The 15,995-nt window shown below is 67.4% G+C and carries 11 protein-coding genes; 7 read left to right on the top strand and 4 right to left on the bottom strand.

Annotation, left to right across the window (positions count from 1 at the left end; all coding sequences use genetic code 11):
• Positions 1-13 precede the first annotated feature (13 nt).
• Together Q9R30_RS12180 and Q9R30_RS12175 are read right to left on the bottom strand one after the other, a co-directional pair.
• The gene (locus Q9R30_RS12180; RefSeq protein ID WP_311217734.1) at positions 14-1,366 is read right to left on the bottom strand and encodes an MFS transporter; all 1,353 of its coding nucleotides are present in this window, start codon (positions 1,364-1,366) and stop codon (positions 14-16) included.
• A 51-nt stretch (positions 1,367-1,417) separates the two neighbouring features.
• Positions 1,418-2,356 carry a proteasome assembly chaperone family protein gene (locus tag Q9R30_RS12175; protein WP_104997540.1) on the bottom strand — a complete coding sequence of 313 codons (939 nt, stop codon included), beginning with the start codon at positions 2,354-2,356 and terminating at the stop codon, positions 1,418-1,420.
• A 259-nt stretch (positions 2,357-2,615) separates the two neighbouring features.
• Between Q9R30_RS12175 and Q9R30_RS12170 the strand changes: the two genes are divergently transcribed.
• From Q9R30_RS12170 to Q9R30_RS12150, 5 genes are all read left to right on the top strand, one after another.
• Complete coding sequence (locus tag Q9R30_RS12170) at positions 2,616-4,142, top strand: leucyl aminopeptidase (protein ID WP_104997539.1); 1,527 nt, start codon at positions 2,616-2,618, stop codon at positions 4,140-4,142.
• A gap of 257 nt (positions 4,143-4,399) precedes the next feature.
• Positions 4,400-5,782: a dihydrolipoyl dehydrogenase gene (gene lpdA, locus Q9R30_RS12165; RefSeq protein ID WP_104997538.1), complete on the top strand. Its 1,383-nt coding sequence runs from the start codon at positions 4,400-4,402 to the stop codon at positions 5,780-5,782.
• 114 nt (positions 5,783-5,896) lie between these two features.
• On the top strand, positions 5,897-7,663 hold the full coding sequence (gene sucB, locus Q9R30_RS12160) for a 2-oxoglutarate dehydrogenase, E2 component, dihydrolipoamide succinyltransferase (protein ID WP_311217733.1): 1,767 nt from the start codon (positions 5,897-5,899) through the stop codon (positions 7,661-7,663).
• Between the two features lie 151 nt (positions 7,664-7,814).
• Positions 7,815-8,165 carry a hypothetical protein gene (locus Q9R30_RS12155; protein WP_104997536.1) on the top strand — a complete coding sequence of 117 codons (351 nt, stop codon included), beginning with the start codon at positions 7,815-7,817 and terminating at the stop codon, positions 8,163-8,165.
• Between the two features lie 205 nt (positions 8,166-8,370).
• Complete coding sequence (locus Q9R30_RS12150; RefSeq protein WP_104997535.1) at positions 8,371-8,799, top strand: OsmC family protein; 429 nt, start codon at positions 8,371-8,373, stop codon at positions 8,797-8,799.
• Between the two features lie 67 nt (positions 8,800-8,866).
• Here Q9R30_RS12150 and Q9R30_RS12145 read toward each other — a convergent pair whose 3' ends face one another.
• A complete protein-coding gene (locus Q9R30_RS12145) occupies positions 8,867-12,373 on the bottom strand; it encodes a S41 family peptidase (protein ID WP_311217732.1) in 3,507 nt (1,168 codons plus the stop codon).
• 73 nt (positions 12,374-12,446) lie between these two features.
• On the opposite strand from Q9R30_RS12145, the gene Q9R30_RS12140 reads away from it, so the two are divergent.
• Positions 12,447-13,373 carry a TIGR01777 family oxidoreductase gene (locus Q9R30_RS12140; RefSeq protein WP_311217731.1) on the top strand — a complete coding sequence of 309 codons (927 nt, stop codon included), beginning with the start codon at positions 12,447-12,449 and terminating at the stop codon, positions 13,371-13,373.
• 27 nt (positions 13,374-13,400) lie between these two features.
• Here the strand turns inward: Q9R30_RS12140 and Q9R30_RS12135 are convergent, their stop codons facing one another.
• Positions 13,401-15,068, bottom strand: a complete 1,668-nt coding sequence (locus Q9R30_RS12135; protein ID WP_311217730.1) for a serine/threonine-protein kinase — start codon at positions 15,066-15,068, stop codon at positions 13,401-13,403.
• Positions 15,069-15,231: 163 nt separating this feature from the next.
• On the opposite strand from Q9R30_RS12135, the gene lipB reads away from it, so the two are divergent.
• Entirely contained in the window at positions 15,232-15,900 is a 669-nt protein-coding gene (lipB, locus tag Q9R30_RS12130) for a lipoyl(octanoyl) transferase LipB (RefSeq protein WP_311217729.1), read from the top strand.
• Positions 15,901-15,995: the final 95 nt, after the last annotated feature.

Genomic DNA, 15,995 nt, shown 5'->3' with positions numbered 1-15,995 from the left:
GCGCTGTGCAGGACTAGTCGGCACCGTCCGTAGGCGTCGGCTGCCGGCGCCGGGCGAGGCTTTCCCGCCGCTGGCGGGCAAGGGCGCTGCGCAAGGGTGGAACAATGACGCCCTGCGCGGCCATCTGGCGCCGCACCTTTCGCCGGCATGCCAGCATCGCCGCCGCACCGGATCCGAGCAGCAGGAACTGGACGCTCAGGGCAATACGGAACGGATCCAGTCCGTACAGGATGCCGTTGGAGAAACCGCTGGCATACAGGACGTCCAGCACCAGCCCGATCAGGAAGATCGCAACAAGGGCTGCGATGAACCCGCCCACGTTAACGATGCCCGTCGCCGTTCCGATCCGGTGCGCCGGATTGAACGTCCGGGCGAAGTCGAAGCCGATCATCGAACCGGGGCCGCCGACGGCAAGCACCACGACAAGGCCGGCCAGCAGCCAGAGGGGTGCCTGCCCGGGAGTGAGCAGGACGGCAGCCCATGCCCCCGCGGTAGCGCCGGCAATCAGCAGGACCATGGTGGAACGCCGCAACGGATGCCGTGAAACGAAGCGTCCGATGAATGGCCCTACCGCCATTGCGGCGGCGACGTACAGCGCCATGAGGGCGGCAACCGTTCCGGCGTCCAGCCCCTGGCCCGAAAGGAGGAAGGGGTAGCCCCACGTCATGGCAAACACCGTGCCGCTGAACTGGATGGTGAAGTGGCTCCACATGCCCAGCCTCGTCCCCGGCTGGCGCCAGGCCCGGGCCAGGGATGCGCCGGTAGCCCGCAGGCCCTGCTTTGCGTGCGGCCGCTCGGTGCCCGGCGGGGCGTCCTGCAGGAGCAGCAGGACCAGGACAACGGCGAGCGCGGACAGGCCTGCCAGCATCAGGAATGCGGTGGTCCAGCCTGAGAGATGGAGGACGAAGGCGAACGGGATGACGCTGAACAGCTGGCCCAGCTGGCCGGACATGCCCGTCAGCTGGGTCACCAGGGGCACCCGGGCGGGAGCGAACCACAAGGGAATCAGGCGGATCACGGAGATAAAGGTCATGGCGTCCCCGGCCCCCACCAGTACGCGGCCGGCCACTCCCCCGGGAATTGTGTCGGCAAAAGCAAGTTGGAGCTGGCCCAGGCCCATCAGGGCAGCGCCCCAGGAGATCATGGCGCGGGAGCCGAACCTGTCCACCAGCAGGCCCACCGGGATCTGGAGCCCGGCGTAGACAAGGAGCTGGAGGACAGTGAAGAACGAAATCGCCGATGCGCTGGCATGGAACCGCTCCGTGGCTTCCAGCCCCACCACGCCAAAGGACGTGCGCTGCGCCACGGCTACCAGGTACCCAAAGATTCCGATGGTCCAGATAAGCCAGGCGCGGGGTGCAGTCACCACTTCATTATGCCCGGGCAGCCGCCGGCGGCCTTTATTGACCCAGCCGCTTTATTGACCCGGGTTCTCCCGGGCCAGGTACGCTTCCACCGCGGCGCCCAGGACGTCGGCGTTGGGCAGTTCGTCATTCTCGTCCGCGAGGAGCGAGCGGCGGACCGTGCCCTCGGCCTTTTCGTCGTAGCGGGTCTCCAGCCGCGACACCACCTGCTGGACTTCCTCGGAGGCGTCAATCTGTTCGGCGATCTGGCGGCCGACCTCGCGCCCGGCTTCGCGGAGCCTGTCCGAGGGCAGCATCAGCGAGGTGGCCGCGCCCAGGTACTCCAGGCCTGCGACGGCGGCCGTGGGGTATTCGGCCTCGGCCAGGTAGTGGGGGACGTGGATGACGTAACCGGCAACATTCCGTCCTGCCTCCACCAGGCGGAGTTCCAGGATGTGTCCTACAGCTGCGGGAACCTCCACGGTGGGCTTCCACACCGAGATGCCCTCGATCAGCTCCGGCCGGTTGCCGTGCACCGTGACGCCCACAGGGCGGGTGTGCGGAACCGGCATGGGAATGGAGTGGATCCAGGTGACCAGGTTGACGTCCAGTTGCTCCACGATGCCCACCACTGCGCGCGCAAAGCGTTCCCACTGCAGGTCCGGTTCGAAACCTGCCAGCAGGAGGAAGGGCTTCCCGAGCCCGTCCACGAGGCGGTACAGGGCCAGCTTCGGCTCCTGGTAATCCTGGAGGTGGTCCTCCACGAACGTCAGGTGCGGCCTGCGTGAGCGGTAGTCAATCAGCTGGTCGGCGTCGAAGACCGCCACCGGCTCGGCGTCGAGGGAGTCGAGCAGTTCCGCGTTGATCTGCTTCACCACGTGGCCGGCATCGGCGAACCCGGTGAAGCCCATCACCAGGTTCAGCCCGCGGAGCCCGGGGCTGTGGAACAGCTCAATGTTGCTCGCATAAAGCGCACCGGGGTCCAGGAGGGAGCCGGAAATCCGTTCAAGCACGGCATGTTCCTTTCATAGGTGCGGGTGGACATTCTTTCTTTACAACGCCCCGGGACGGCCTCGCATTCCGGCGCCCGGTGTGGCGCAACTCTCACGAAATACCCCGTGCGCAGCGGCCAAGGGCTACGATCGGAACTGGCCTGCCAGACGGGCCTGCAACTCCCGGACTGCGTTCCGAACGGCCGTACCCGGGGAACCATGGCAGAACGCCGAACATGCTCCCTGCCCGAACATCTTTCGAGAATCGAGGACTGACCCCGTGGTCAAGAATACTGAAATCAACCTTAGTACCCTCTCTCGGGACCTGAAGAAGAGTCCCAGCGACGCAGTGGTCATAGGCGTGGGGCAGGGTGCAGACGGTCCCGTCCTCCTGGAGAACCCGTTGACGGCCAGGTCCGCCGAAGCGCTGGCTGATTCCCTTAAGGCGCTCGGCGTCACGGGTGCCGCGGACCAGCTGGTGCGCCTGCCGGGCCTCCCCGAGACCGGCGCGGGCGTCCTGGTCCTGGCGGGCGTGGGCAAGGTAACGCCTGCGCAACCGTTGGCCGGGGAAGCACTGCGCCGGGCAGCCGGTTCCGCCATCCGCCAGCTCGCCGGTTTCGCCACGGTTGCCTTGGCGTTCCCGACGGCGACTGCCGCCGACGTCGCAGCGGTGGCCGAAGGTGCCGCCCTGGGGGCCTATTCCTTCACAGAGTTCCGCACCTCCAGGGAAGGCCTGAAGGATCCTGTCCGCAACGCGGTCATTTTCACCGACCTGGCCGACCAGAAGGAACTTGCCCCTGTCCTTAAAAGGGCCACACTGATCGGCAAGGCGGTAAACGCCACCCGTTCGCTGGTGAACCAGCCGCCCAGCCACCTCTACCCCGAGTCCTTCGCCGAGGCTGCCAAGGACCTGGCCAAGGGCCTGCCCGTGAAGGTCACCGTGTGGGACGAGAAGCGCCTCGAGAAGGAAGGCTTCGGCGGCATCATGGGCGTGGGCAAGGGCTCCGCCCGCCAGCCGCGGCTGGTCAAGGTGGAATACTCTCCCGCCAAGGCAACGTCAAAGATCGCGCTCGTCGGAAAAGGCATCACCTTTGACACCGGCGGAATCTCCATTAAGCCGGCCCTCGGCATGGGCGACATGAAGAGCGACATGGCGGGCGCCGCCGTCGTCCTTAACACTGTCCTGGCCCTGGCGGGACTTGGCCTGCCGGTGAAGGCGACCGCCTGGCTCTGCATCGCCGAGAACATGCCCTCCGGCGCCGCTTCCCGGCCGGCCGACGTCCTGACGATGTTCGGCGGGAAGACCGTGGAGGTCCTGAACACCGATGCCGAGGGAAGGCTGGTGATGGCCGACGGCATCGTGGCTGCCAGTGCCGAGTACCCGGACGCCATCATCGACGTCGCAACGCTCACCGGGGCACAGCTGATCGCACTGGGAAACCGGACGGCCGGCGTCATGGGATCGGACAGCGTGACCGGCCCGCTCAAGGCCGCAGCGGACCGCGCCGGCGAACTCGTATGGCCCATGCCGCTTCCCGAGGAACTGCGTCCCAGCCTCGACTCACAGGTCGCCGACCTCGCGAACATCGGCGAACGCCATGGCGGCATGATGACCGCCGCAGTTTTCCTCCGTGAATTCGTGGGTAAGGGCAAGGACGGGGAACAGATCCCCTGGGCCCACATCGACATCGCCGGGCCGTCCTTCAACAACGGGAGCCCCTATGGCTACACCCACAAGCAGGGAACGGGCTGCACCGTCCGGACCCTGGTGGCCTATGTGGAGGACATCCTGGCTGCTGCCGCCTGACATATGGCGGCCCGCAGCGGGCTGGCACCAGGCTTTGCGGGACCGGTGATCCCTGTGCCACAAAGCCGCGTGACACTCGACACAAGCGCTCCACAAACGTGGTGCCAGGGTGGAGCATGGATAAGTGGTTCGCTAAGGTGAACCACGGTAGTCACAAATGCAAAAGAATTGGCCTGCTGGAATAATCACGGCAGTCCAGGTTCCAAGACCAGATGATGCGCAGGACCGCGTCATCGTTCACGCGAGGGAGCGTCTAAGTGGCCGATCAGGCAACTGCGCAAGAATTCGACATCCTGGTACTCGGTGGCGGCAGCGGCGGATACGCCGCCGCGCTGCGGGCAGTACAGCTTGGCCTCACCGTCGGCCTCGTGGAGAAAGCCAAACTGGGCGGCACCTGCCTCCACAACGGCTGCATCCCCACCAAGGCCCTCCTGCACTCCGCGGAGCTGGCCGACCACGCACGGGACTCCGCCAAGTACGGCGTGAACGTCACCCTCGACGGCATCGACATCAACGCCGTCAACGCGTACAAGGACGGCATCATCGCCGGCAAGTACAAGGGTCTCCAGGGCCTCATCAAGTCCAAGGGCATCACCGTCATCGAGGGTGAAGGCAAACTCCAGGGCACTGACACCGTCGTGGTCAACGGCACGGCGTACAAGGGCAAGAACATCGTCCTGGCCACCGGCTCCTACTCCCGCACCCTCCCGGGGCTGGAAATCGGCGGCAAGGTCATCACCTCGGACCAGGCCCTCACCATGGATTCCATCCCCAAGAGCGCCATTATCCTGGGCGGCGGCGTGATCGGCGTCGAATTCGCCTCCGTCTGGAAGTCCTTCGGCGTGGACGTCACGATCGTCGAGGGCCTGCCCTCGCTGGTTCCCAACGAGGACGCCACCATCGTGAAGAACTTCGAACGGGCCTTCAAGAAGCGCGGCATCAAGTTCTCCACCGGCGTGTTCTTCCAGGGCGTCGAGCAGAATGACGACGGCGTCAAGGTCACCCTGGTGGACGGCAAGACCTTCGAAGCCGACCTCCTCCTTGTTGCCGTGGGCCGCGGCCCCGTCACCGCCAACCTTGGCTACGAGGAAGCGGGCGTCACAATCGACCGCGGCTTCGTCATCACTAACGAACGCCTTCACACCGGCGTCGGCAACATCTACGCCGTGGGCGACATCGTGCCGGGCGTCCAGCTGGCGCACCGCGGCTACCAGCAGGGCATCTTCGTGGCCGAGGAAATCGCCGGCCTGAAGCCTGTGGTCGTCGAGGACATCAACATCCCGAAGGTCACCTACTCCGACCCCGAAATCGCCACGGTCGGCTACACCGAAAAGGCCGCCAAGGAGAAGTTCGGCGAAGACCAGGTCCAGACCCAGGAATACAACCTCGCCGGCAACGGCAAGAGCTCCATCCTGGGCACCTCCGGCCTGGTCAAGCTGGTCCGCCAGAAGGACGGCCCGGTGGTGGGCGTCCACATGATCGGTGCCCGCATGGGCGAACAGGTGGGCGAAGCCCAGCTGATCGTGAACTGGGAAGCGTACCCCGAGGATGTGGCCCAGCTGCTGCACGCCCACCCCACGCAGAACGAGTCCCTGGGCGAAGCCCACCTTGCACTCGCGGGCAAGCCCCTTCACGGCTAGTCTCCCCCAGCATCACAGGGCCTGGTGCACCCGGCACGGAATGCCGGGTGCACTAGGCTGGCCAACAGGCAGCAATCATCCGCACTAAAGATCAATAAGGAGAACGGGGACGACATGTCTGAATCCGTTAACTTGCCCGCCCTCGGTGAGAGCGTCACCGAAGGAACCGTCACCCGCTGGCTCAAGCAGGTAGGTGACCGGGTAGAGGTGGACGAGCCGCTGCTCGAAGTCTCCACCGACAAAGTAGACACTGAAATCCCCTCTCCTGTAGCTGGCGTGATTGAGGAAATCCTGGTTGCCGAGGACGAGACCGCCGAGGTCGGCGCTCCCCTGGTCCGCATTGGCGATGGCTCCGGCGGCGGCGCCCCGGCCGATGAGGCCCCTGCCGCTGAGCAGTCCGCTCCGGCCGAGGCCCCGTCCACTGAAGCCGCCGCACCGGACGAAGCCCCGGCGCAGGAGGCACCTGCCCAGGAAGCTCCCGCGCAGGAAGCTTCCGCACCTGAGGCACCGGCCGCCGGCGGCGGCGAGAGCCACGAGGTCACCCTCCCGGCCCTCGGCGAGAGCGTTACCGAGGGCACGGTCACCCGCTGGCTGAAGGCCGTCGGCGACGCCGTCGAGGTGGACGAGCCCCTGCTGGAGGTGTCCACCGACAAGGTAGACACCGAAATCCCCTCCCCCGTGGCCGGCACCCTCCAGGAGATCCGCGTCAACGAGGACGAAACCGCAGAGGTTGGCTCCGTCCTGGCCGTCATGGGCTCAGGTGCGGCAGCAGCGCCCGCAGAGGCCCCCGCCCCGGCTGCACCTGCAGAGGAAGCCCCCAAGGCGGAAGAGTCCAAAGCTGAGGCACCGGCTCCGCAGGCTGCACCTGCCCAGGAAGCACCCAAGCAGGAAGCACCGAAGGCCGCAGCAGCTCCGGCCGCTCCGGCCGCAGCCGAGGCACCCGCCGCCGGCGGCGAGTCCGGCTACGTCACCCCCCTGGTCCGCAAGCTGGCCAACCAGCACGGCGTGGACATCACCTCGCTCTCCGGCACCGGCGTCGGAGGCCGCATCCGCAAGCAGGACGTCATCGCGGCAGCCGAAGCCAAGGCCGCACCCGCTCAGGCAGCCCCGGCAGCGTCCGCTCCGGCACCGGCAGCATCCGGAGCCGCGGTTTCCTCGCTGCGCGGCACCACCCAGAAGGCACCGCGCATCCGCCAGGTCATCGCCCGCCGCATGCGTGAGTCGCTGGAAATCTCCACCCAGCTGACCCAGGTCCACGAAGTGGACATGACCAAGATCGCCAAGCTCCGCCTCAAGGCCAAGAACTCGTTCCAGGCCCAGAACGGCACCAAGCTGACCTTCCTGCCGTTCATCGCCAAGGCCGTGGCCGAGGCCCTCAAGCAGCACCCCAAGCTCAACGCTGCGTACGACGAGGACAAGCAGGAAATCACGTACCACAACGCCGAACACCTGGCGATCGCCGTCGACACGGACAAGGGCCTGCTGGTCCCGGTCATCTCCGACGCCGGCAGCCTGAACCTCGCCGGACTGGCCGGGAAGATTGCCGACGTTGCCAGCCGCACCCGCGACGGCAAGATCGGCCCGGACGAGCTGTCCGGCGGCACGTTCAGCATCACCAACATCGGATCCGTCGGCGCCCTGTTCGACACCCCGATCATCAACCAGCCGCAGGTGGGCATCCTTGGCACCGGCGCCATCGTCAAGCGCCCGGTAGTGGTTTCCGATGACAACGGTGACGATTCGATCGCCATCCGGTCCATGATGTACCTGTCCCTGACGTACGACCACCGCCTGGTGGACGGCGCGGACGCCGGCCGGTTCCTCCAGACCCTGAAGGCACGCCTTGAGGAAGGCGCCTTCGAGGCGGACCTCGGGCTGTAACAGGCAAAAGCGCACGACGGCGGCGCAGGCAGCGGCGGGAAACCTCCGCAAAGCCTGCGCCGCCGTCGGCATTTAAGCGGGCACGTCCCCGGGCGCACGGGCCCGCGCCGGCACTACTACGTCCCGTAGAACCTCTGGCTACACTGGTCTCATGAACATCGTCTATAACATTGTGGTTTTCCTGCACATCGTCGGCGCGGCCATGATCGTGGGCATCTGGATCGGGCAGATGAAGAAGCCCACCGTCCACCCCCGCCAGTTTGACGGCGCCATGCTGCAGCTGCTGACCGGGGTTGCCCTGATGGGACTCATCCCGGCACTGGACATGGACGCCAACTACCCCAAGCTGGGCATCAAGCTCGTCATCGCCCTGGTTGTGGGCGTACTGGCCTTCATCGGCCGCCGGAAGTACAAAAAGGGCGAGGACATCAGCGCGGGCCTGGCCCACGGCGTGGGCGGACTCGCGCTGCTGAACATCGCCATCGCCACGCTCTGGCAGTAGCAGCCACACACTGAAACAATGACAGCGGCGACGCCCCTTCCGCGGGGGCGTCGCCGTCGCCATCTAACCGGCGGTACATAACAAGCGTGGTAACAATCCTCTGACAGCGGACAGCTGGTGCACGGTTCCCGCGAAATCCCTAGGATGGGAGACGGCGGGGCCGGGCACTGGCCTGCCCCGGTTTGAATCGACTTGAGGAGTGGTAATGGCAGCAACACGCACCGCGCACACGGTATGGAACGGCGACCTGATGTCAGGTTCCGGGAACACCACGCTGGACAGCTCAGGCCTCGGCACCTATGAGGTCACCTGGAAGGCCCGTACCGAGGCTTCCGGCGGCAAGACCAGCCCGGAGGAACTGATTGCCGCAGCCCACTCGGCCTGCTTCTCCATGGCCTTCAGCCACGCACTGGCCCAGGCGGGCCACGCGCCGGAGGAAGTGAACACCAAGGCTGACGTCACGTTCGTCCCGGGAACCGGCATCACGGGAAGCCACCTGACCATGTCGGCACGGATCCCGGGCATCTCCGAGGAAGAGTTCCAGAAGATCGCAAGCGAGGCAAAGGTGGGCTGCCCCGTTTCCGGCGCCCTGGCCAGCATCGACATCACCCTGGATGCAACGCTGGAGTCCTGACCCGGCGCCGGTAAGCAAAAGCCCCGCCTGGCCGTGACGGCCAGGCGGGGCTTTTTGTGCGCGGCGGCTACTGGCCCTGCCGCCGTGCGGGGAGCGGAGCGGGACGCAGCCGGCGGTACCCTTCGCGGGCCGGCGGGCGGTCCGTGGGCAGTTCCTGCACCATCTCCTTAAGCGTGCCGATGCCGTACTCCAGCTGGGGGTCCCGGCCTGCCGCATAGGCGTGCGGAGGAAATACCACCTCGATATCCGGCTCCACCCCGTAGTTCTCCACGCTCCAGCCCACACCGCCGCCGAACCAGGTGGCGTACCGCGGCTGCGTCACGCCGGTGCCGTCCGCAAGGGAGAACCGGTTGTCGATGCCCACCACGCCGCCCCACGTGCGGGTGCCGATCACCGGTCCGATCCCCCTGAGCTTGGACACCTGGGTGATGATGTCGCCGTCCGAGCCGGCGAATTCGTCGGCCAGGATAATCACCGGACCGCGCGGTGCGTGGTGCGGGTATGTCCGCGGCTTTTCACCGCGCGGCATGCTCCACCCGGTCACCTTGCGGCCGATCAATTCCGCGACCAGCTGCGAGGTGTGGCCGCCGCGGTTGCGGCGCACGTCCACGATAAGGCCGTCAAGCGCAGTTTCAGTGTCCAGGTCCCGGTGCAGCTGTGCCCAGCCGTTGGCCATCATGTCCGGGATGTGCAGGTAGCCGAACTTGCCCCCCGAGGCTTCGCGGACAGTCCGCCGGTTTGAGGCAACCCAGTCCTGGTACCGCAAGCGCTCCTCGTCCTTGACGGGAACCACGGCGACGCGGCGCTGGGTGCCTGCTGCGGCCCCGTGTGCCGGACCATTCAGGAGGGTGAGCTCGACTGCCCGTCCGACCGCTCCCACCAGCTGCATGGCCGGGGTGACGCCTTCGGACAGCGGCACGCCGTCGACAGCCAGCAGGATATCGCCCGCCTTGGCGCCGATTCCAGGCCTGGTCAGGGGTGAAGTGGCCAGCGGATCGGAGGACTCGCCGGCAAGGATCCGGGTGATCTCCCACCCGCCGGAGACGTACGCCAGGTCCGCGCCGAGCCTGCCCTGGCCGTGGCTGCCGTTTTCGGTGACAGGCGCCGGCCGGACGTAGGCATGGGACGTCCCCAGCTCGCCGTGCAGCTCCCACAGGAGGTCAACCAGGTCATCGTGCGAGCCGAGGCGTTCCACGAGCGGACGGTAGCGGCGGTGGATGGAATCCCAGTCCTGCCCTGCCATATCCTCCGTCCAGAAGAAATCCCGCTGCAGCCGCCAGGCCTCGTCAAAGGCCTGCCCCCAGACACTTAGCGGGTCCATCATGACCCTGATCCGGCCGAGATCCACCTTGACCAGCTTCCCGGACTCCTCATCCGCCTTCGCGTCGGCGGGGACCACGGTGACCTCCTTGTCCGAGATCAGCACCACGGTGCTGCGGTCCCCTGACAGCCGGTAACTGTCCAGCGCATCCACGAGGGTGGCCAGCTTGCGCCGGCCAAGGTCGTACCGGACCAGGCTGGGCCGGGAGTCCTTGTCCTCCTGGCTGGCTTTTCCATCACCGGTCACGCCGGCCAGGGCCCAGTCGAGCCACAGCAGCGCCCCTTCGGCGGCCTTCAGGGACGTGTAGTTGCCCTGCGGCACAGGCACGGTGATGACCCGGTGCGCCAGGCCCTCGGGATCCACCCGGGCCTCCGGCAGGGCGTTGCCAGGGCGGGAGCCGTCGTCGGGCTTTTCCTCTTCCTGTGTGGCTGCCGCGCCTCCGCCGTCTGAGTCCACGGCGGGGCCGAAGGGCGACGGCGTGTCCGCCGCAAGCGCCACAAGGTAGGGCTTGATGGGACTGGGGAAGGAGAGGTCGAAGGAGTGTCCGTCGTACACCGGGTCGAAGCTGCGGTTGGAGAGGAAGGCCAGGAACTTGCCGTCGGGGGTGAAGGCCGGCGACTGGTCACAGAAGCGCCCATCGGTGACATCCACCGGGGCGGCACCGGGCTGTGCCGCGTTGGCCAGCCGCAACCGGCTGCGGGAGCCGAAGGACGTGACCGGTTCCGACCATACGAGCCACTGCGAGTCCCCGGACCATGCCAGGTCCGCAACGGTGCCTTCGCCGATGCTGGACACCAGTGTCAGTTCGCCCGTGCGCGTGTCTGCCACGTAGACCTCGCCGAATGACGTTCCCAACGCTATCCGGCGCCCGTCCGGGCTCGCCTCGAGGGCACTGGCACGCGACGGCTTGGGGAAGGCGATGCGGATTGCGGCCGGCCCTGCCGGCGCCTCCGCAGCCGGGGCGCCTGATTCAGGCGCGACGTCGGCCTGCTCGTCCGGGCCATGGGCCGCCGGGGTGTTCCCGGCGAGCGCGGCAGCGCCGGCAGCAGGGACGGGCTGCGGCAGCACGACGTCGTCCGTCGGTGCCGGCGCGGGCGGGGCACCAGTTCCCTTGTGGTCCACTGCCGCGCTGGTCACGCCGGCTGCAGCAGCAGGGTGCGGGACGGGTGCCGCGATGTCCTTGATATACAGCGCCTCCGCGCCGTCGTGGTCCGCCAGGTAGGCGATCCGGCCGTCGCCGAGGGGCCGGGGCAGCCGGGCGCGGACGCCCGGCGTTGCCTCAATGATGCGGGAGGGACCGTCCTTGTGGCGAAGCCAGTGGATGGTGCCGTGGGCTTCGACAGCGCTGGCGGAGCCGCTGGTGTCCGGTACCACCGCGCCGAGGTGTTTGGTGGCCTTCAGCAGTGCAGGGCGCCTGGATTGCGATGCGGAGCCAAGGCTGATGTCCAGCCGGACGGCCTCGGAACCGAGATCGTGCAGCACCCAGAGCTCGCCGGCGGACTCGAAGATAACGCGCTTGCCGTCCGTGGAGGCGTGCCGGACGTAGAAGTCCTCGTGGTCCGTGTGCCGGCGCAGGTCCTTTCCGCCGGGCAGGACCGAATACAGGTTGCCGTAACCCTCGTGGTCGGAAAGGAACGCAATGCGGCCATCCACCCACATTGGATCAGCGAGGTTGCCCTCAAGCTCCGGGAGGAGGCGCTCGAACTCCCCGTTGCCATCGGTGTCGATCCACAGTTTCCCTGCCGTGCCTCCGCGGTAGCGCTTCCACCAGGCCGGTTCCCGGGACAGCACGCTGCCCACCACCACGGGGCGCTCATCGCCCACTTCGGGGCCAAAAGCCACGGACTCGACAGGTCCGAACGGGAGTTCCTCCGCCCAGCCGCCCTCCAGCGGAACGCTGTAGGCGTGCGTGTGCCTGCTTTCCGCCTGCCGGAAAGCACTCGTCACAACTACCGAACCGCCGGCCGTGAAGCCCTTGACCCTGGTGGTGCTGTGGCCGAAGTAGGTCAGCTGGCGGTACCCCCCGCCATCGACCTCTGCCGATACCACCTCAGGCGCCGTTCCCTGGACCACTGTCCACACCAGCCGCTTCCCGTCGGGGGTGAAGCGGGGGTTGCGGGCGGGCAGCTGGAGTGCCGAGACGCGCCAGGCGCGGCCGCCGCCCAGGGGCGCAATCCACACGTCATCCTCGGCCACGAAAGTGACCAGATCGCCATGCAGATGCGGGAAACGGAAGTAGCTCGAAAAGGTCATCGTTCGATCATAGTCAACCCTTCCGCAGCCCGTCGGGAGGTGCCGCCGGGGACGTGGCGTGGTGAGATGGACCATGCGCATCGTCATGGCCGGGGCCTCCGGGCTGATCGGCAAATCCATGTCAGCAACCTTCCGGAACACCGGACACGACGTCGTGTCCTTGGTCAGGCGGGACCCCCGCACGGCGGCGGAAGTCCGGTGGAACCCAGCCGCGGGCGAACTGGACCCGCAGGCCCTTGCCGGGGCGGACGCCGTCGTCAATCTCTCCGGCGCCGGCATCGGTGACCGGCCCTGGACCCGCAGGCGCGTTGAGGAGCTCTTCCGCTCGCGGGTGGATTCAACGCATACCCTCACCCGGGCGATGCAGCAGCTTGATTCCCCGCCGCATGTCCTGTTGAGCCAGTCCGGCTCCAATTACTACGGCGACGCCGGACATACCGTGCTCAGGGAAGATGCGCCACGGGGGTCCGGGACGCTGGCGGCGATCTGCGGGGAATGGGAGGACGCCGCTGCCACCGCTCCCCCGGGTGTGCGGGTGGTGGTGACACGGACGGGTGTGGTCCTCAGCAGGAAGGGAGGCGCCCTGGGCCGGCTGCTGCCGCTGATTCGGCTGGGCGTGGGCGGTCCGCTGGGGAACGGCCGCCAGTACTGGCCCTGGATAACCCTTCCGGACGTGTCCGCGGCGTTCCTCTTTTTGCTGGAGTCCGGCATCAGCGGGCCGGTCAACCTGTGTGCTCCCGAGGATGCCGACGTCAATGCCCTGGTGGGGGCTCTCGCCCGCGCCGTGCACCGCCCCGCGGCCCTGCGGGTTCCTGCCCCTGTCCTCCGGCTGGTGATGCGTGGCCTGGCGGACGAGCTCCTGCTGTCCAGCCAGCGCATGGAGCCTGCCGTGCTGCAGGCGGCCGGTTTCGAGTGGCAGCATCCCACGCTGTCACAGGCCGCGCAGTGGGTGGCGGGCAAGGACAAGGTTGCAGGCAGGGAAGGGGCCGGCCTGGGCTGACGCTGCCGGCAGGCCGGTGCGGCAGGATCAGGAGCCCGGCAGGATCTCGCTGATCCGCCACCCGCCGTCCCCGGCTATCAGGACCAGCCTGAGCTGGCGCGCTCCCGCCGCCGGCCCGGCCCCTACTACGACGCCCTGGGCGTCCTTCTCCTCATAGGCGGAGGAACTGGACACAACACTCACCACGGCCCGCGCGGCAGTTGCACCGTCCTCGGCGCGAAGCTCCGCGAGGTTACTGGAGAAACCCTCCAGGACATGGCCGGAGCTGCGAAGGTGCTCCGCTGACTGCTGGTCCGTGGCCGCTGCCGGCGAATCCTTTGCGTTGACTTCTGCCAGCAGTTCCCAATAGCCCCTGCTGAATGCAAGGTCCCGCAGGAGGGCGAGGCCCTCGACCGCCCGGACGGGATCGGAGTCCCCTGCTTGCTGCCTGGCGGCATCGGCAAGGCCTGCACCGCCCTCAGTGCCGCGCCCTGTACCTACGGTTGCTGTACCGGCAGGAGCCGGAGGCGGGGCAGTAATGGCAGCTGGTCCCGGAGCAGGGGCAGATTCGGCGGGTGCACCACCGGTTCCAGCGAGCCACCACAGGCCGGCGGCTGCCACTGCCGCGGCGGCGGGCAGCGCGCGCCGCAATCCCGGCTTACGGCGGCGCGCCCTGCCGGGCGCCGTGAGCCGGTGCTTGCCGCGGGCCGGATGAACCTCACCCGTGGCGTCCGGGAACGGCATGCGTTGCCTGGGAAGCGGCAGCGCCCCCCGCTTCGCTGTGGCGATCCGCCTGCCGGCGGCCGCGGCCTTGTCCTTGACTGTTCCGCTCCGGGACGGCGCCGGGATGTGCCGGCGGGTAATGAGTTCCGGGATCACCGTGGGATGGACCGCTGCAGCGAGGTCCAGCGGCCGGGGCGAGGCGCTGCGGTAGACGGCCGTGCCAAGGGCAGCCGCTGAGGGCCGGGCCCGCCGGTCTTCGTTGAGCCCGGCTTCCAGGGCGGCCGCCATCTCCCGCGGAACCTCCGGAAGAAGGAGCGAAAGCGGCGGCCGGTCAGCCGTCCGGGGCGGAGCCTGGCCGGTCAGGCAGAACCAGCCCAGTGCCGCCGTCGAGTAGACGTCCCGTTCGGGTTGGAGGCCCCGCACTGCGTCCACCGGGGCCGGGTCCGTGAAGCCGGGCGTTCCGGAAAGTGCCATGCTGCCGGGGTCACCCAGCATCCGCGCTATGCCGAGATCGGACAGCAGCGGTTTGCCCTGTCCGGTGAACAGGACGTTTCCCGGGGAGACGTCCGAGTGGGTGAATCCTTTGCTGTGCAGGTAGTCCAGGACCTGGGCCAGGGGCGTCAGTACCGTGACTGTTTCGCCGACAGTGAGCCTGCCGCGGCTGGATACGAGGGCGGCCAGTGACCCGCCGGGCGCATAGTCCATGACCAGGGCCGTACCGCCGTCCGGCTGCCCTGCCAGCCGGACGGCATCACGCGCTTTGACCAGGTGCTGGTGGTCCAGGACGGACAGGATCCGGATCTCACGCCGCACGGCATCCTCCGTCACCGTCGCCGGGCCGTTTGCCCGGCGCTGACCTGAGCGGAAGCATTTCACCGCGAAGTTCCGCCCCGTCCTTTGCTCCCTGGCCAGCCAGACAACCGCGCTCCCGCCCTGCCCAAGCAAGCGTTCAACGGCGAAGCCCGGCACCTCGGGTGCCTGCAAATCTTCCATAGCTCATGTCTAGCCCAATCCGGCAAGGCCCGCAGAAGTTATCCACAGGCTTGGCATCCGGGCGCCGTACTGGTTCCGGAGCGCCAGTGACATGCCTCCAGCAGGTGGGTGAGGTTAAGCACTAAACCGGGCGCGGGACGCCGCGGGGTCTAAGCTGGATGCCATGACTCTTGAGTTTTCCACGCTGGGTCTTGCTCCGGATTTCGTCGACTACCAAAAGGGCTGGGACATCCAGCGCGGACTCCACAACAAAGTCGTCGCCGAGGAAGCACCCAGCACTGTCCTGCTCTTGGAGCATGCGGCTGTATATACGGCCGGCAAGCTCACAGAAGACCACGAGCGGCCGTTTGACGGCACGCCGGTGGTGGCTGTAGACCGCGGCGGCAAGCTGACCTGGCACGGGCCTGGCCAGCTGATCGCCTACCCCATCCTGAAGCTGAAGAACCGGGCAGGCATCCGGGACTACGTAGAACGGCTGGAGGCGGTCATGATTGCCGTCATGGCGGACTACGGCATCAAGGCCGAAAGCATCAAGGGCCGGGCAGGTGTCTGGATCAAGGCTGACAGCAAGGGCCCGGACCGCAAGATCGCAGCCATCGGCATTCGTGTCCTGAATGGAGTCACGATGCACGGGATTGCCATCAACTGCAGCAACGACCTTGCGCCCTACGCGCAGATCATCGCCTGCGGCATCACCGATGCCGGGGTCACCACGATGTCCCTCGAGACGGGCCAGGACATTGCCCCGGCCGACATCGTGGACCGTTTCGTCGAGGAATTCCGCAAGCATGAAGAAGCACTCGTCTCAAGCCCCGAAGGAGCTCTCCTGTGACATTGGCACCTGAAGGCCGGAAGTTGCTGCGCGTTGAGCAGCGCAACTCGGCTGTTCCCGTGGAGCGGAAGCCGGACTGGATCAAGGCGAAGGTC

Source organism: Arthrobacter sp. AB6 (assembly GCF_031844545.1).
In the GTDB taxonomy this organism is placed as follows: Bacteria; Actinomycetota; Actinomycetes; order Actinomycetales; family Micrococcaceae; genus Arthrobacter.
This window is presented reverse-complemented; position numbering and strand designations above follow the sequence as displayed.

Bases quoted from the DNA above. Each gene is read 5' to 3' on its own strand.
- Q9R30_RS12155 (WP_104997536.1), top strand. From the start codon at position 7,815: ATGAACATCGTCTATAACATTGTGGTTTTCCTGCACATCGTCGGCGCG.
- Q9R30_RS12135 (WP_311217730.1), bottom strand. From the start codon at position 15,068: ATGGAAGATTTGCAGGCACCCGAGGTGCCGGGCTTCGCCGTTGAACGC.
- Q9R30_RS12150 (WP_104997535.1), top strand. From the start codon at position 8,371: ATGGCAGCAACACGCACCGCGCACACGGTATGGAACGGCGACCTGATG.
- lipB (WP_311217729.1), top strand. From the start codon at position 15,232: ATGACTCTTGAGTTTTCCACGCTGGGTCTTGCTCCGGATTTCGTCGAC.
- Q9R30_RS12145 (WP_311217732.1), bottom strand. From the start codon at position 12,373: ATGACCTTTTCGAGCTACTTCCGTTTCCCGCATCTGCATGGCGATCTG.
- sucB (WP_311217733.1), top strand. From the start codon at position 5,897: ATGTCTGAATCCGTTAACTTGCCCGCCCTCGGTGAGAGCGTCACCGAA.
- Q9R30_RS12140 (WP_311217731.1), top strand. From the start codon at position 12,447: ATGCGCATCGTCATGGCCGGGGCCTCCGGGCTGATCGGCAAATCCATG.